Origin of the sequence: Methylobacterium trifolii (assembly GCF_022179685.1) — a bacterium.
GTDB lineage: Bacteria > Pseudomonadota > Alphaproteobacteria > Rhizobiales > Beijerinckiaceae > Methylobacterium > Methylobacterium trifolii.
In genome coordinates this window covers 1-16,654 of the sequence record NZ_BPRB01000027.1, presented here as the reverse complement: position 1 = coordinate 16,654, position 16,654 = coordinate 1, and the positions used below count along the sequence as shown (strand labels likewise).

Below are 16,654 nucleotides of genomic sequence, written 5' to 3'. Positions count from 1 at the left end.
TCGGGCCAGGACTTTCGGGAGGCTCGAACCTGTGCCGCCGCTCGCACGACCCGACGCGAAGGCCAGGTTCAACCTGGGCCTATCGATCACCCATCCAGGCCCGGCCGCAGCACCTCCTCGGTGACGTAGCGGCCGGTCTCGACCTCGCGGACCACCACCTCGAAGCCCTCGCCGCGCAGTTCCTTCCGGCGTTCGACCGGGACGTAGGTTCGGGACTCGACGTCGTAGAGGCGCGAACCGGCGTAGCGGTTGATCAGCCGTCTGGGCCGCCGCGTCTTCGACATGATGCCCGCCTACCTCACGTGATGCGGCTGGCTGTCGAAGGTCACGCCCAGGGAGTGGGCGAGACAGGCACGCGCCCGGCTGACCCGGCTTTTGACCGTTCCGATCTGACAGCCGAGTTTGAGGGCGGCTTCCTCGTAGGTGCAGCCCTCGGCACCGACGAGCAGCAGCGCCTGGCGCTGCGCGAGAGGGAGGGCGTCGATATTGCTCCAGACGACCTGCAGCGTGCTGGAATCCTCCTGTGCCGGAAGGATCGTCATCTGCCCGGCGTGTTTCCCGTCGGCATCCTCGATCTCGCGCTTGCGCTTGCGCATCTCCGTGTAAAGCTGATTGCGCAGGATCGTGAACAGCCAAGCCGTGAAGTTCGTGCCCGGGGTGAAGCGATGCCAATTGGTCCAGGCGCGGACGAACGTATCCTGCACAAGATCGTCGGCGCGGCTCCCGTCACCGCATAAGGAGAGCGCAAACGTCCGCAAGGCCGGCAGTGCCTTGACGAGGTCGTCCCGGAACTCGAAGGCTACGGTGCGTCCACGCTCCAGGGCGCGCGTCTCGAAGTGTGCAATCAGGTCGGCGAGGCGTACCGGCAACGGTTCCCGTTCAGTCAGCGTGAAGTAGTCCTGAAGCGGTAGCGAGAGGTGCTCGAGGAGGATGGCGTGGTAGGCCACGTCCGGAATGTCCGTCGACTCGTCGCTGGGGAACTGGACCGGCATGTCAGGCATCGAGCCTCCTGGTATTCTGTATCTTAGATTCTCTCTAAATTCGATACCAATGGAAATATGAACTGATGCTAAACGAGGCCGAGATCCTGACGGTGCTGACGGCTCTGTCGCAGGAGACGCGCCTTCGGATCGTCCGGACGCTGGTGTCCGCGTTTCCCGAGGGCATTCCCGCGGGGCGCCTCGCGCGGAGCGTCGGGCGATCACCGCCGACGCTGACCTTCCACCTTCGGGTGCTGGAGCAGGCCGGGCTCGTGCAGTCGCGGCGGGAGGCACAATCCATCATCTACACGGCGATGCCGGAGCGCCTGACCAGCCTCGGGACCGGCTTGATGGAGGGGTGCTGCGGCGGGCGCCCGGAATTCTGCAGCCCGGGCGAGCCGGAGAGGGACATTCACACGGTCGCATCGGTACGCTGCGGTACCGAGGCAGGATCGTAGCCCGCTTCGGTCGAGCGTCCTGCACTCCGGCCGATCGCACCTAGCCGACCCCCGGCACACGTCCGTCGAAGCCTGCCCACGGCTTGAGAGTCGCGTCCGTGGACGGCGTCGGGCTGCACGACACGCGCGGGCGAGCATTGCGGCCGTACCCGCCACGCCGTCGGGTTGAGCCGCTACGTCGCGACCTCTGGAACCACTCCCCCGACCGTGCTCTTCTCCCACTCCCGTTCGTGAGGTCCGATTCGTGTTCCGTGTCATCCGCACCCTCGGGCTCGCCCTCGGCCTCCTCGGCGGCGGGCTCGCCGCGCAGGGCCCCGAATTCGCGCAGCAATACGCCCAGCGCCTCGGCGGCGCCGTGGACGAGTTGAGGCGCGAGATCGCCACCCTGGAAGCCGACGCGAAGGCCACCGGCAACACCCGCGACGGGGCGGTGGAGCGCCTGCGCGGCAATCCGGACGGGCTGGTCGCCCGGCGCGGGGAGGCCGCCCGCTACGACATCGAGCGGCTCGCCCGCCTGAGCGCGCAGCAGCAGGCGCTGGCCCAGGCCACGAGCCCCCTCGGGCGCCTCGTCGCCGTGATGCGCGACCCCGACGTGTCGATCGCCCGCGCCGCCTATCAGGATTACGACCCGGCCCTGCCGGTCACCACGGACGGCCTCGTCGCGGGCCTGCTCGGCTTCCTCGCGACCTGGGGCGGTTGGCGCGTGCTCTCCGACCTCGGGCGGCGGATGGCGCGGCGGCGGCCCCGCACGGAGGTCACGGCGGCCTGAGAGGGCGGGCGTGTGTGGCCGGGCGTCTACAGCCCCTCGCCCGCCGCTTGCATAGGAAGGCGTGATCCGGTCGTGTGGCCCCGCCGGACCAGGCCGTCCCGGATCACGCTGTCAGAGTCGCATTATGGCGCGCGCATCCCGTTCCACCGTCGATCCGGCCCTCGATGCGGCCGCGCTGCTCCGCCGCGTCGGCTTCTTCGGCCTGTTCGTGATCGTGCCGGTGGTGGCGCAGGTCGGCCGGCGCGCCACCGTGGTGCTCGCGCCCATCGCGGTGGTCCTGCTCATCATCGCCAGCGCCATCGACCGGCGCCAGCGTCCCTTGCGCCCGGCCGGCCTGCGGCTGCTCGGCTCCCCCGCCTTCCTCGCCGGGATGCTGGTGATCCTGTGGTCGGCGCTCTCTCTGGCCTGGACGCCGTTCCTGGGTCCCGCCTCGGAGCGGCTCGCCAACCTCGCGGCCACCATCCTGCTGACGCTGGCCGGCTACCTGGCGCTGCCCGACCGGATGCGCTCGGCCAACCTCTACCTGCTGCCGCTGGGCATCACGGCGGCGGCAATCGTCGCGGTGGTCCTCGGCCTGTTCGGCGACAGCCTGATGCGCGGCAGCGTGGACGACGACAGCGCGCTGGACCGCGGCCTCACCCTCCTGACCCTGCTGGTCTGGCCGGCGGCGGCGTGGCTGCGCTCGCGCCGCCGCGACCGCGAGGCGATGGCGCTGGCCTTGATCGTCGCCGTGGCGCTCGCGGTCTCGCCCAACCTCACGCAGATCCTGGCGCTCCTCGTCGGCGCCCTCGCCTTCGCGGTGACCAGCCTGCGCCCGCGCCTCGGCGTGATGCTCACCGCCGGCCTCTCGGCCGGGCTGCTGGCGGTGGCCCCGCTGATCCCCTTCGTGGCGCGACCCGCGGGCGCCGCCCTGTTCGGGCCGCTGGCGCCGGGCGTGCTCTCCCTCAAGAGCTGGCAGAAGATCGTCACGTCCGAGCCCCTCCGACTCATCACCGGCCACGGCTTCGAGACGGCTCTGCGCGGCCGCGTCGCCGGCCTGCTGCCGGCCAACGCCCCCACCACCGCCCTGTTCGAACTCTGGTACGAACTCGGCATCGTCGGGGCGCTGGCGGCCGCCTTCTGCCTCCACGCCTCGATCCGCCGGGCGGGCCGCGACGTGCCCCTGCTGGTGCCCGGCGCCATGGCCGGGTTTGCGGCCGCCTTCACCATCGCCTGCATCGGCGTCGGCCTCACCGTGATCTGGTGGCTGACGGCGCTGGCGATCACGGTGCTGGTGTTCGTGTCGATCGAGCGCGGCCAGTTCCGGACGAGCCGTCCCAAGGTCGCCCGCCTGCGGCGCATCCGCGAGGCCGGCTCGGACGGCTCAGCCGAGGTCGGATGAGGCCTCGATCCGGGCCATGTCGTCGTCCGAGAGGCCGACATGGTGGCCGATCTCGTGGACCAGGACGTGGGTGACGAGGTGGCCCAGGGTCTCGTCGTGCTCGGCCCAGTAGTCGAGCAGCGGCCGGCGGTAGAGCCAGACCGCGTTCGGCATCTGGCCGGTCGAAACCTCGCCGGACTGCGCCAGCCCGATCCCGCGGAACAGGCCGAGCAGGTCGAATTCGCTCTCGCAGCCCATCTCGGCCAGGGTCTCGTCGTCGGGGAAGTCGTCCACGACGATCCGCACGCCCGTGCACAGCGCCCGGAATTCGTCCGGCAGGCGCGCGAAGGCGTCCTCGGCCAGGGCCTCGATCTCGGACAGGCTCGGCGCACGGGCCTCGGCGAGCCCGCTCACGACGTGCCTGCCGCCGGCAGCACGCAGGTCTCCAGGAAGGCGGCGAGGTCGCTGGTGATGTGGTCGATATGCGTCTCGCGCACCGCCTCCTGCTCGAAGGCCTCGCGGTAGGGGTCGATCACGCGGGGCACCACGAGGACGGTGGCCATGCCGAGATCGTGGGGCACCACGAGGTTGCGGGCGATGTCCTCGAACAGGGCCGAGCGCTCTGGGTCCACCCCGTGCCGCTCCAGGAAGCGCAGGTAGGTCGAGCGCTCGGGCTTGGGCACGAAGTCGGCCGCCGCGATGTCGAACACGTCCTCGAAATGGTCGAGGATGCCGAGCTTGGCCGCCACGTTCTCCGCGTGGCGGCGCGAGCCGTTGGTCAGGATCAGCTTGCGGCCGGGCAGGCGCTCGATTGCGTCGCCGAGGGCGGCGTCGAGGCTGATCGTCGAGTGGTCGATGTCGTGGGCGAAGTCGAGGAAGTCGTGCGGGTCCACGCCCTCCTCCACCATCAGCGCCTTCAGGGTCGTGCCGTAGCGGTGGTAGAAGTACTTCTGCAGGGCGCGCGCCGAGAGCCCGTCGAGGCCGAACAGGCGCATGACGTAGAGCGTGATGCGCTCGTCCACCTGCGGCCAAACCCGCGCGTCGCTCGGGTACAGGGTGTTGTCGAGGTCGAACACCCAGGTGTCCACGGCGGCGAAACCGCGGGCGTCGCCGGTGGTGAAGTGGCTCTGGCCGGGAAGGAACACGGAACCGTCTTTGTCTGGAGGCCGGGCCGCCTGAGATGGGCGCCCCGGCCGCGGAGGGAAGCGGCTCAGCTGCGGCGGATCAGCGTGCCCGCGCCGTAATCGGTGAAGAGTTCGAGCAGCACCGCGTGGTTGACCTTGCCGTCGAGGATGACCACCGCCTCGACGCCGCGGTCGATGGCGTAGATGCAGGTCTCGATCTTCGGGATCATGCCGCCGGTGATGGTGCCGTCGGCGATCAGCCGCCGGCAATCCTCCACCGTCAGTTCCGGGATCAGGTTCTTGTCCTTGTCGAGGACGCCGGGAACGTCGGTGAGCAGCAGCAGGCGCTTGGCCCGCAGCGCCCCGGCGATGGCGCCTGCGAAGGTGTCGGCGTTGACGTTGTAGGTCTGCCCGTCCGCGCCGTAGGCGACGGGCGCCAGCACCGGGATCAGCTCGGCCTTGAGCACCGCGTCGAGCACCCCGCGCTCGACGTGCTCCGGCTCGCCAACGAGGCCGAGGTCGACGGTCTGGACCTCCCGGCTCTCCGGGTCCGTCACGGTCTTCATGGCGCGCTTGGCGCGGACCATGTTGCCGTCCTTGCCGCACAGGCCGATGGCCCGGCCGCCCTCGGCCGAGATCCAGCCGACGATCTGCTTGTTGATCGAGCCGGCCAGAACCATCTCGACCACCTCGACGGTGGCCTCGTCGGTCACGCGCAGGCCGCCCTTGAACTCGGACTGGATGCCGAGCCGCTCCAGCATCCGCCCGATCTGGGGCCCGCCCCCATGCACCACGATCGGCTTGAGGCCCGACTGCTCCAGCAGCACGATGTCCTCGGCGAAGTCCTCCGCCGCGGCGCGGTCGCCCATGGCGTGGCCGCCGTACTTGATGACCACGATCTCCTGGTCGTAGCGCTGCATGTGGGGCAGCGCCTGGGCCAGGACTTCGGCGCGCACGTGCACGTTCGGCAGTTCGGTCATCGTGATCCTTCGCGACCCCGTCAGGCTCCGGCGGTCTTTATAGGAAGGGAGACGCCCTGCGAAGCCGCACTCGGAAACCCGTTCGCCCGGCCCGGCCTCCGACCGGCAAAAGGCCCCCTGTCAAAAAACCGACGTGATTGCGCGGTCATTGCCGGCCTCTTGAGGCCGCATGCCGGACGGGCGCCGGACGCGGGGCGTCCGCGGTTTGCACGGCGGGCGTTCCCCGCTAATGGTGCGCTGCAACAGGCCGGTCCGGCTCCTGGAGGGACTCGATGCGCATCGCGATGGTGGGGTCCGGCTATGTCGGCCTGGTCTCCGGCGCGTGCTTCGCCGATTTCGGGCATAGCGTGGTCTGCGTCGACAAGGACCCGGCCAAGATCGAGAGCCTGCGCGCCGGGCGCATGCCGATCTACGAGCCTGGCCTCGAAGCGCTCGTCGCCGAGACAGTGCGCCAGGGGCGCCTCACCTTCCGCACCGACCTCACCGAGGCCGTGGCTCAGGCCGACGCCGTGTTCATCGCGGTCGGCACGCCCTCGCGCCGCGGAGACGGCTTCGCCGACCTGTCCTACGTCTACGCCGCCGCCCGCGAGATCGCGGGTGCGCTCACCGGCTACACCGTGGTCGTGACCAAGTCGACGGTGCCGGTGGGCACCGGCGACGAGGTCGAGCGCATCATTCGCGAGGCCGCCCCGGACGCCGACGTCTCCGTGGTCTCGAACCCGGAATTCCTGCGGGAGGGCGCCGCGATCGGCGACTTCAAGCGCCCCGACCGCATCGTGGTCGGCGCCGACGAGGCCCGGGCGGCCGAGGTGATGAACGAGGTCTACCGCCCGCTCTACCTCAACCAGGCGCCGATCCTCGTCACGTCCCGCCGCACGGCCGAGCTGACGAAATACGCCGCCAACGCGTTCCTGGCCACCAAGATCACCTTCATCAACGAGATGGCAGACCTGTGCGAGCGGGTCGGCGCCGACGTGCAGGCGGTGGCCCGCGGCATCGGGCTCGACAACCGCATCGGCTCCAAGTTCCTCCATGCCGGGCCCGGCTACGGCGGCTCCTGCTTCCCGAAGGACACCCTGGCGCTGGTCAAGACGGCCCAGGACGCGGGCAGCCCCGTGCGCCTCGTCGAGACCGTGGTCTCGGTCAACGACCAGCGGAAGCGCGCGATGGCGCGCAAGGTGATCCAGGCCTGCGGCGGCGCGGTGCGGGGCAAGACCGTCGCGGTGCTCGGCCTGACCTTCAAGCCCAACACCGACGACATGCGCGAGGCGCCCTCGCTCGCCATCATCGCCGGCCTCCAGGACGCGGGGGCGACGGTGCGCGCCTACGACCCTGAGGGCATGGAACAGGCCCGGACGCTCCTGCCCGACCTCGCCTATGCCGAGGACCCCTACGATTGCGCCGAAGGGGCCGACGCCCTGGTGATCGTCACCGAGTGGAACGCCTTCCGGGCGCTGGATTTCGAGCGCCTGCACGGGCTGATGGCCGCACCCGTCGTGGTGGACCTGCGCAACGTCTACCGTCCGCAGGACCTGGAGGCGAAGGGGTTTCGCTACACCGGCGTCGGGCGGCCGGAGGGGGTGACCGTCCGATGAGCGGTGCCGGCAGGACTGGTATCGGCTGGGGAGCGTCGCCGCTTCGGTCCGGCCGTTGCCGGCCCGACACGCCGACGCACCCTATAGACCTGTGATCCGTCGGCCCCGGCGCCCGATGTCTTCGCATCGATGCGCGAAGTCGAAACCGCAAGCGCCGCGCATTGCCGCAAATCCGCAGTGGCGATCTGGACCGGAATGCGCCGACATTACGGTAGGCCTGGGGTTATGCGGCCGACATAAGCTAACCTTGCGAGCGGACTAACGCTCGAATGGCAAAGCTTAGACCGATGAATACATGCCACAGGCCGCGTCAATTGCGGGTCTGGGGTCCCGTGCGCCGTGTCCGGGTGTTGGACACCGCATTAGAGCCATACTAAGGGTTGACGAGAGTGCCTACGCGCAGAAAGCCGAATCGTCCTCCGTTAACGAGCGTGTGCGAAGCGAACGTGAAACAACGTACCCATATTGCGATCGTCGGTCGGGCCTGTCGGCTTCCCGGCGCGGGAAGCGTCGACGGGCTCTGGCAGTTGCTGAGCGAGGGACGCTGCGCCGTCAGCCGCGTCCCCGGCGACCGCTGGTCGCTCGACCGCTTCGGACACCCCCGCGCACAGGAGCGCGGCAAGAGCTATACCTGGGCCGCGGGCGTCCTGGACGACATCTGGTCGTTCGATCCGGCCGTGTTCGGCATCTCGCCCCGCGAGGCCGAGCAGATGGACCCGCAGCAGCGGCTCCTGCTCGAACTCACCTGGGAGGCGCTCGAAGATGCGGGCATGCGCCCGTCCGGGGTGGCCGGCAGCCAGATCGGCGTGTTCGTGGGCGCCTCCTCCCTCGATTACGGCAACCTGCGCATCCTCGACGTGCCGTCGGGGGACGCCTATGCGGCCACCGGCAACACCCTCTCGATCCTGTCGAACCGCATCTCGTACATCTTCGACCTGAAGGGTCCGAGCTTCACGGTCGACACCGCCTGCTCCTCCTCCCTCGTGGCCCTGGACAACGCGGTCTCCGCGATCCGCTCCGGCCGGGTAGACACGGCGGTGGTGGCAGGCGTGAACGTGCTGGCGAGCCCGTTCAACTTCATCTGCTTCTCCAACGCGCAGATGCTCTCGCGCACCGGCCTGTGCCAGGCCTTCTCGGCGAATGCGGACGGCTACGTCCGCTCCGAGGGCGGCGTGGTGCTCGTGCTGCAATCGGCCGAGGCCGCCCGCCGCAGCGGCTCGACCGTGCGCGGCGTGATCGCGGCCAGCGGCGTCAACTCGGACGGGCGCACCACCGGCATCTCCCTGCCCTCGGGCTACGCGCAAGGGGCGCTGCTGGAGCAGGTCTACCGCGAGGCCGGGATCGACCTCGACCGCATCGCCTTCGTCGAGGCCCACGGCACCGGTACCCCGGTCGGCGACCCGATCGAGGCCAGCGCCATCGGCGGCCAGATCGGCCGCGGCCGCCAGGCCCCCCTGCCGATCGGCTCGATCAAGACCAATATCGGCCATACCGAGCCGGTCTCGGGGCTCGCCGGCCTTCTCAAGGCGAGCCTGGCGCTCGAGCACGACCTCGTGCCGCCCTCCCTGCACGCGGCCGAGCTGAACCCCGACATCCCCTTCGCCCGCCTGAACCTCCAGGTCGTGCGCGAGGCGCTTTCGATTCCCCGCGACGGGCGCGAGCGCTTCGCCGGCGTGAACTCCTTCGGCTTCGGCGGCACCAACGCCCACATCGTGCTCACCGACGGCGAGCGGGCGCCGGCACCGACGGCCGACACCCGCGGCCCCGAGATGCTGCTGCTCTCGGCCCAGAGCCGCGCGGCCCTGAACGAACTCGCCCTCGACTACGCCGACCGCATCGAGGCGCAGGACGCGGACCTCTCCCGCATCGCCGCCGGCGCCGCCCACCGGCGCGAGCGCCTGCCCGCCCGCCTGGCCATCGCGCTGGACGGCAAGGCCGACGTGGCCGCGGCGCTCCGCGCGGTCGGCGAGGCCGAGGACACGGATGCGGCGCTCACAGGCACCGCCATCGACCGGGCGGCCGACGTGGCCTTCGTCTATTCCGGCAACGGCAGCCAGTGGGCCGGGATGGGCCGCGAGGCCTATGCCGAGAACCCGGTCTTCGCCGAGGCCTTCGACCGGATCGACCGGCTGTTCTTCGCCTATTCCAAGTGGTCCCTCAAGGCTGCCCTGGAGGCCGAGGACCTGGACGAGCGGCTGGCCCTCACCAGCGTCTCGCAGCCCCTGATCTTCGCGATCCAGAGCGCCTCGACCACGGCGCTGCGCGCCAGGGGCCTCGCCCCCCGCTTCGTCCTCGGCCACAGCGTCGGCGAGATCGCCGCGGCGGAGGCCGCCGGCATCCTCAGCCTGGACCAGGCTGTGAAGGTCATCTTCTACCGCAGCCACCACCAGGAGACGACCCGCGGCCAGGGCACCATGGCGGTGCTGCTGATGCCCGCCGACGAGGTCGACGCCTTCCTCGAAGGCTACCCGAACCTCGATATCGCCGCCTACAACAGCCCGAAGGCGGTGACCGTCGCCGGGCCGGTGGCCGAGATCGACGCGGCCCTGAAGGCGCTCTCGCGCAAGCGCCGCCGCGGGCGCAAGCTCGACCTCGCCTATCCCTTCCACGGCCGGATCATGGACCCGACCGAGAAGCCGCTGCTGCGCGACCTTTCCGGGCTGAAGGCCTCGGCCGGCACCACGCAGATGGTCTCGACCGTGACCGGCGGCCTGCTCTCGGGACCTGAGTTCGGGGCCACCTACTGGTGGCGCAACATCCGCGAGCCGGTGCGCTTCTGCGAGGCCGTGCAGGAGGCGACCCGCCAGGGCGCCCGCGTCTTCGTCGAGGTCGGCCCCCGCGCCACCCTGATGTCCCACGTGGGCGACTCGATCGAGCCGCTCGGCATCGAGAACGCCGTCGTCGGCGTGATGCACCGCAAGGCCAGCGGTGGCGATCCCTTCGCCAAGGCGCTGGCCGCGGCCCTGGTGCAGGGCGCGGCCGTCGACGAGCGGCTGGTCTTCGGCGACGAGCCGGCCGGGGACATCCGCCTGCCGTCCTACCCCTGGCAGCGCCGGCCCTTCCGGCTGGGCGACACCAGCGAGAGCATGGGGGCGGCCAGCCCCCGCGCCTACCACCCCCTGATCGGCTCGCGCACCGCGCCCGACGGGCTGGAATGGCACGGCTACGTCGACATCGCCACCGTCCCCGAACTCGACGACCACCGCATCGAGGGCCAGGCGATCATGCCCGGCGCCGGCTTCGTCGAGATGGCGCTCGCCGCCGCCCGCGAGGCGCTGCGCACCGACCACGTTGTGCTGGCCGACTTCGAGATCGTGTCTCCGATGGTGTTCGGCGAGGAGGCGCTGCGCGAGGTCGCCGTACGCCTTTCCGGTTCCGGTAACGCCATCCAAGTCCTGAGCCGGCCTCGTCTCACCCAAGCCCCCTGGCAGCTCCACGCCGCCGCCAAGATCATCGAAGGCACCTACTCGGCTCCCGTCAGGCCCGAGATCGAGATGCCGTCCGAGCACGTGCTCACCGGCGCCGAACTCTACACCCGCGCCGAGGCCGCAGGCCTCGGCTTCGGCCCGAGCTTCCGCCAAGTGGCCCTGTCGGCCCGCATCGACGACGCGACCATCGTCTCCGACCTCGTGCCGGCCGAGGCCAACCCGCGCTACGGCCTCGTCCCGGCGCGCCTCGACGCCTGCTTCCACGGCCTGATCCTGCTGTTCGCCGACCTGCTGGGCGAGAACGCCGGCAAGGCCTACATCCCCGTGCGCTTCGGCGAGATCCGCCTCGTGCGGCCGGGCGTCGCGATCGCGCGGGCGGTGATCCGCACCCGCCGCTGCAACGAGCGCTCGATCCTGGCCGACTTCAGCGTCCTCGACGCCGAAGGCGAGGTGATCGCCACCATCCGCGAGGGCCGGTTCCAGGCGCTCCGGGCAAAGGGGAGCGGGGAACTCGCGGCCTACGCGATCTCGCAGGTGCCCGAACTCGCTACCGAGCCGACCGCGATCCCGATGGAGCGCCGGCCGAGCATCGCCGCCCGCCTCCGACCTCTTGTCGAGGCCGCTCGCGGCGCCAAGGACGCCCCCCTCTCGCCGGGCCACCTGCTTCTGGAAGGCTGGGCGACCTCCCTGGCCTACCGCCTCGCCGCCGGGTTGAAGCGCGGCCGCACCGTCGCCGTCGACGGGCGCGTGCCCGAGCCGATGCAGCCCTGGCTCGTCAACGCCCTCTATGCCCTGGAGAGCAGCGGGCTGGCCGAGCGCAGCAGCGACGCCTGGACGCTGGGCGACGGCTCGGCCCTGCCGGCACCCGACGAGATCATGCGCTGGATCGCGGCCGACCATCCCGAACTGTCGGCCGAACTGGTCCTGATCGCCGATGTCGGAGCGCTGGTGGACCGACTGCTCGCGGGGAGCTTGGCCGAGGCCCCGTCCCTGCCGCAGAACGCGCTCGACGCCTTTACACTGCGCAGCGCCACGGCCCGCGCTTCGGCCGACGTGGTCGCCGGCCTCGTCGAGGCGGCCCGCGCCAAGCTGCCGAAGGACCGGGCGTTGCGCCTGCTCCAGGCCGGCTTCGGACCCCTCTCGGCCCAGGCCGCCGCGTTCGCCGATGCGGCCGAGGCGCGGCTGACCGTGTTCGAGACCGACCGGCGGCTGGCCGAGCGCGCCCGCCTCGCCCTGCCCCGGGGCGTCGCCGTGATCGAGACGGCCGACGAACTGCCGCCCGGCGCCTTCGACCTGATCCTGGCGAGTGGCGCCCTGCACCGGGGCGAGCGCGACCTGCCCCGCAGGCTCGCCGACGCCCTGGCGACCGGCGGCCTCCTGGTCGCCGTCGAGCCCGGCGCCTCCCTGTTCCGCGACCTCGTCTTCGGCCTCACCCCCGGCTGGTTCGAGGACGGGGTCGGCGGCATGCCGGTCGGGCGCCTGGACGACGTGACCGGCTGGCAGCGCAGCTTGAGCGCCACCGGCCTCGTCAGCGTGGCGGTGGACCGCGCGGCGTCGGGCAACGGCGACGACCTGCTGCTCACGGCCGAGGCCCCGGCCCGTCCGGGCAAGGCGCCGGCACAGACCTTCGCCTTCGTCATCGGCTCGGACGATGAGTTCGCCGCCGAGACCGCTTCGTCGCTCGCCACCCTGCTGGTGGCGGCGGGCGTCCACGTCTCGATCATCCTCGACTCCGAGACCTCCCTGATGGAGCTGGAGCGGGAGACCCCGGACACGGTGGTCTTCCTGGCCGGCGCCTTCACCCGCGGCGGCGAGGCGGCCGAGCGCCTGCGCGACCGCTGCCTCAGCCTCAAGCGCTGCACCGAGCACCTGGGCTCGCGCCAGACCCGCCTCTGGGTCGTGGCACCGGGTGCCACCCGCGACCGCGGCGGCCAAGGGCCGTCGATCGAGGCCGGTGTCTGGGCCTTCACCCGGACGCTTGCCAACGAGGCCCCCAACCTCGACGTGCGCCGCATCGACCTCTCCCCCGAGATGTCCTCCAAGCGCGCCTCCGAGCGCCTGCGCGACCTCATCCTCTCCGGCACGCCGGAGACCGAGATCGTACTGGACGAGGACCGCACGCAGGTGATCCGCTTCGGTCCTGGCCGGCCCCGGCGCCGGGCGGACGCGGAATCGGTCCAGGCCGAGGCCGCGCGCCTGGAGCGCAGCAACACCGGCGGCCTCAACGAGATGGTCTGGGGGCCCGCCGAGCGCCGCGCGCCGGCGGCCGGCGAGGTCGAGATCGCGGTCGAGGCCACCGGCCTGAACTTCCGCGACGTGCTCTGGGCCCTGTCGATGCTGCCCGAGGAGATCCTGGAGGACGGCTTCGCCGGCCCGCGGCTCGGCCTCGAATGCGCCGGCCGGATCTCGGCCGTGGGCGCGGGCGTCAAGGGCTTCAAGGTGGGTGATGCCGTCGTCGCCTTCGCCCAGTCGGGCTTCGCCACCCACATCGTCGTGCCGGACCTCGTCGTGGCGCCGGCGCCTGCCGGCCTCGGCCCGATGGCGGCGGCGACCGTGCCGGTGGCCTTCCTCACCGCCTATTACGGCCTCGTCTCCTGCGCCCGCCTGCGGCGCGGCGAGTGGGTGCTGGTCCATGGCGGCGCCGGCGGCGTGGGGCTCGCCGCCCTCCAGATCGCCCGGATGAAGGGCGCCCGCGTCATCGCCACGGCGGGTTCGCGGGAGAAGCGGGCGCTGGTCAAGGCGCTCGGCGCCGAGCACGTCCTCGACTCCCGCTCGCTCGCCTTCGTGGACGATGTGCGCGCCATCACCGGCGACGGCGTCGACGTGGTGCTCAACAGCCTGTTCGGCGAGGCGATGGAGCGCTCGCTCAACGCCCTCAAGCCCTTCGGCCGCTTCATCGAGTTGGGCAAGCGCGACTACGTCGCCAACACCCATATCGGCCTGCGCCCGTTCCGGCGGAACCTCTCCTATTTCGGCGTCGACCTCGACCAGGTGCTCCAGCACCAAGGCGAGGACGGGGCGCGGATGTTCCGCGAGGTGATGGCCCTGTTCACGGAAGGCGGCCTCAAGCCCCTGCCCTACCAGCCCTTCACCGCCGACGAGACCTCGGACGCGTTCCGGCTGATGCAGCAATCCGGGCATGTGGGGAAGATCGTCATCGCCCCGCCCAAGCCCGGCCGCGTGCTGGCCGAGCGCAAGGCCGCCTTCTCCATCTCCGGCGAGGGCGTCCACCTCATCACCGGGGGGCTCGGTGGCTTCGGCCTGGAAGCGTCCCGCTGGCTCGCGGACCGCGGCGCGCGCCACCTCGTCCTGGTCGGGCGAAAGGGCGCGAGCACCGACGAGGCCAAGGCCCTTCTCACGGAACTGACCGCCCGCGGCGTCACCGTCGAGGCCAAGGCCTGCGACATCACCAGCCGTGCGGAGGTCGAGGCCCTCGTCACCGGGATCGAGCGCGGCGGGCGCAAGCTCGCGGGCGTGATCCACGGGGCGATGGTGCTCCAGGACGGCCTGATCGCCAACATCGACGCGGCCGCGCTGGACGCGGTGATCCGGCCCAAGGTCATCGGCGCGCAGCATCTCGATGCCGCGACCCGCGAGCGCCAGCTCGACTATTTCGTGTTGTTCTCCTCGGCCACGACCTTCATCGGCAATCCCGGCCAGGGCGCATACGTGGCTGCCAACGGCTTCATGGAGGGGCTGGCCCGCCAGCGCCGCCGCCGTGGATTGCCGGCGCTCGCCGTCGCCTGGGGCGCCATCGGCGACGTGGGCGTGCTCGCCCGCAACCGCGCGGTGATGGAGACGCTGGCCGGCCGCGTCGGCGTGACGCCGATGGATGCCCGCCGCTGCCTCGACCTGATGGCCGAGGCCCTGGAAGGCCAGGGCTCGAACCCGGACGAGGCGGTGATCGCCATCGCCTCGATGCATTGGGGCAAGGCCCGCGAGCGCCTCGCCACCATGCGCTCGCCGAGCTACGCCGATCTCGGCTCCGACCAGCAGATGGAGGCGGGTGCCGTCGCCACCATCAATATCGGCCTGCTGCTCAAGGGCGGGGACGTGGATTCCGTGCGCAAGACGGTGGCCGATGCCATCGTCGAGGACATCGCCCGCATCCTGCGCCTGCCCAAGGACGACATCAGCCGCGTGCGCCAGCTCTCGGAGATCGGCCTCGATTCGCTGATGGGCGTGGAACTCGGTGCCAGCCTGCAGGAGCGCTTCGGCCTCGATTCGCCGCCGGCCGGCCTCTCCTCGGGCATGACCGTGAACGAGTTGTCGGAGTCCTTAATTCAGGCGGTTTCGGCGCCCATGGACGAGGCCGCCGGCGTCGCCCTGAGCCTCGCCTCGAAGCATGTCGGCACCGAGGTCGATGCGGCGGCGCTCGCGCCCTTCAAGGACCTCGTGGAGCAGAAGAGCCTCGAGACCAAAGAGATCCTTTCATGACCCAGTCGCCACGGCCGGACGGCGGGCGCGCCGCGCTCGCGGGCTTCGTGACGAATCGCCTCGGGCGCAATACGCCCAGGCCCACCCCGATCAAGGCGCCGGAGACCTCGGGCGACCCGTCGGTCCAGAACTTCGAGACGCTGCCGGGCTACCGCGAGTTGCGGCTTCAGCGCTCGGCCGCCGACCTGATCGGCCTGGGCAACCCGTTCTTCCGCGTCCACGACGCCAAGGCCGGGGCGACGACGCGCATCGACGGGCGCTCCTTCACCAACTTCTCGTCCTACGACTATCTCGGCCTCAACGGGCACCCGGCCATCAACGCCGCGGCCCGCGAGGCGCTCGATGCCTACGGCACCTCGGCCTCGGCCAGCCGCGTGGTCGCCGGTGAGCGGCCGGGCCATCTCAGCCTGGAGAGGGCGCTGGCCGCCCACTACGCCACGGATGCCTGCGTGGTGATGGTGAGCGGGCACGCCACCAACGTCACCACCATCGGCGCCCTGCTGGAGCCGGGCGACGTGATCTTCCACGACGCGCTGATCCACAACAGCATCGTCACGGGTGCGCAGCTCTCCGGGGCGCAGCGCCGCTCCTTCGCCCACAACGACCTCGACGCCCTCGAGACCCTGCTGCAGGCCACCCGCCACGAGCACCGCCGGGCCCTGATCGTGATCGAAGGCCTCTACAGCATGGACGGCGACGCGCCGGACCTCGCCGGCTTCGTCGCCCTCAAGCAGCGCTACAACGCCTGGCTCATGGTGGACGACGCCCACGGCCTCGGCGTCCTCGGTCGCAACGGCGCCGGCCTGTTCGAACATGCGGGCGTCGACCCCAAGCAGGTCGACATCTGGATGGGCACGTTCTCGAAGACACTCTCGGCCTGCGGCGGCTACATCTGCGGGCCGGCGGCGCTGGTCGAGTACCTGAAATGCACGGCCGGCGGCTTCGTCTACAGCGTCGGCATGTCCCCGCCGCTCGCCGCCGCCGCCGAGGCGGCGCTCGCCGTGATGCATGCCGAGCCCGACCGGGTCGAACGCCTGCGCCAGAACGGCAGCCTCTTCCTCGCCTGCGCCAAGAAGCACGGACTCGACACCGGCACCAGCCTCGGGCTGGCGGTGATCCCGGTGATCGTGGGCGATTCTTTGAAGTCGGTGACCCTGTCCGACCGCCTGTTCAAGCGCGGCATCAACGTCCAGCCGATCATCCATCCGGCGGTGCCGGAGCGGGCCTCGCGCCTGCGCTTCTTCATGACCTCCGAGCATACCCCCGACCAGATCCGCGACACGGTCACGGCGGTGGCCGAGGAGCTTGCGGCGATCGAGAAGGGTGGCTCGCTGATCGAGCAGCTCCTGGCCAAGCGCGGCTGATTCGTCTCCAGGCACCCTCGACCGATCATGGTTGGGGGTGAGTTACGAGAAAGCCGGCCCCGGTTGCGGGGCCGGCTTTCTGCTTCGTGGGCCTGGATTTCCCCGAGGTCCGGTCGGACCGGAGGCAGTCCGGCGTGAGACGGCGCTACTTGGCGTATG

The 16,654-nt window shown here is 71.0% G+C and carries 11 protein-coding genes; 6 read left to right on the top strand and 5 right to left on the bottom strand.

Going from position 1 to position 16,654, the window contains the following annotated elements; translation table 11 throughout:
* Positions 1–86: 86 nt before the first annotated feature.
* A complete protein-coding gene (locus COGEMETH_RS02095) occupies positions 87–284 on the bottom strand; it encodes a polyhydroxyalkanoate synthesis regulator DNA-binding domain-containing protein (protein ID WP_238180968.1) in 198 nt (65 codons plus the stop codon).
* 9 nt (positions 285–293) lie between these two features.
* A complete protein-coding gene (locus COGEMETH_RS02090) occupies positions 294–992 on the bottom strand; it encodes a sigma-70 family RNA polymerase sigma factor (protein ID WP_238180970.1) in 699 nt (232 codons plus the stop codon).
* A 74-nt stretch (positions 993–1,066) separates the two neighbouring features.
* On the opposite strand from COGEMETH_RS02090, the gene COGEMETH_RS02085 reads away from it, so the two are divergent.
* From COGEMETH_RS02085 to COGEMETH_RS02075, 3 genes are all read left to right on the top strand, one after another.
* Complete coding sequence (locus tag COGEMETH_RS02085) at positions 1,067–1,438, top strand: ArsR/SmtB family transcription factor (protein WP_238180967.1); 372 nt, start codon at positions 1,067–1,069, stop codon at positions 1,436–1,438.
* Between the two features lie 244 nt (positions 1,439–1,682).
* Positions 1,683–2,207, top strand: a complete 525-nt coding sequence (locus COGEMETH_RS02080; protein WP_238180966.1) for a DUF2937 family protein — start codon at positions 1,683–1,685, stop codon at positions 2,205–2,207.
* Between the two features lie 124 nt (positions 2,208–2,331).
* Positions 2,332–3,588 (top strand): peptide ABC transporter permease, encoded by a 1,257-nt coding sequence (locus COGEMETH_RS02075; RefSeq protein ID WP_238180965.1) that lies wholly within the window; start codon positions 2,332–2,334, stop codon positions 3,586–3,588.
* Here COGEMETH_RS02075 and COGEMETH_RS02070 read toward each other — a convergent pair.
* From COGEMETH_RS02070 to argB, 3 genes are all read right to left on the bottom strand, one after another.
* Positions 3,571–3,981 carry a metallopeptidase family protein gene (locus COGEMETH_RS02070; RefSeq protein WP_238180964.1) on the bottom strand — a complete coding sequence of 137 codons (411 nt, stop codon included), beginning with the start codon at positions 3,979–3,981 and terminating at the stop codon, positions 3,571–3,573. The genes COGEMETH_RS02075 and COGEMETH_RS02070 overlap by 18 nt on opposite strands.
* Positions 3,978–4,712 (bottom strand): pyrimidine 5'-nucleotidase, encoded by a 735-nt coding sequence (locus COGEMETH_RS02065; RefSeq protein WP_238180963.1) that lies wholly within the window; start codon positions 4,710–4,712, stop codon positions 3,978–3,980. The genes COGEMETH_RS02070 and COGEMETH_RS02065 overlap by 4 nt, the downstream gene beginning before the upstream one ends.
* 65 nt (positions 4,713–4,777) lie before the next feature.
* Positions 4,778–5,671: an acetylglutamate kinase gene (gene argB, locus COGEMETH_RS02060; protein ID WP_373875301.1), complete on the bottom strand. Its 894-nt coding sequence runs from the start codon at positions 5,669–5,671 to the stop codon at positions 4,778–4,780.
* Positions 5,672–5,943: 272 nt separating this feature from the next.
* On the opposite strand from argB, the gene COGEMETH_RS02055 reads away from it, so the two are divergent.
* The 3 genes from COGEMETH_RS02055 to COGEMETH_RS02045 all read left to right on the top strand — a co-directional run bounded on the left by COGEMETH_RS02055 (position 5,944) and on the right by COGEMETH_RS02045 (position 16,495).
* A complete protein-coding gene (locus COGEMETH_RS02055; RefSeq protein WP_238180962.1) occupies positions 5,944–7,266 on the top strand; it encodes a UDP-glucose dehydrogenase family protein in 1,323 nt (440 codons plus the stop codon).
* 431 nt (positions 7,267–7,697) lie between these two features.
* Positions 7,698–15,131: a type I polyketide synthase gene (locus COGEMETH_RS02050; RefSeq protein ID WP_373875300.1), complete on the top strand. Its 7,434-nt coding sequence runs from the start codon at positions 7,698–7,700 to the stop codon at positions 15,129–15,131.
* Entirely contained in the window at positions 15,128–16,495 is a 1,368-nt protein-coding gene (locus COGEMETH_RS02045) for an aminotransferase class I/II-fold pyridoxal phosphate-dependent enzyme (RefSeq protein ID WP_238180960.1), read from the top strand. The genes COGEMETH_RS02050 and COGEMETH_RS02045 overlap by 4 nt, the downstream gene beginning before the upstream one ends.
* Positions 16,496–16,654 lie beyond the last annotated feature (159 nt).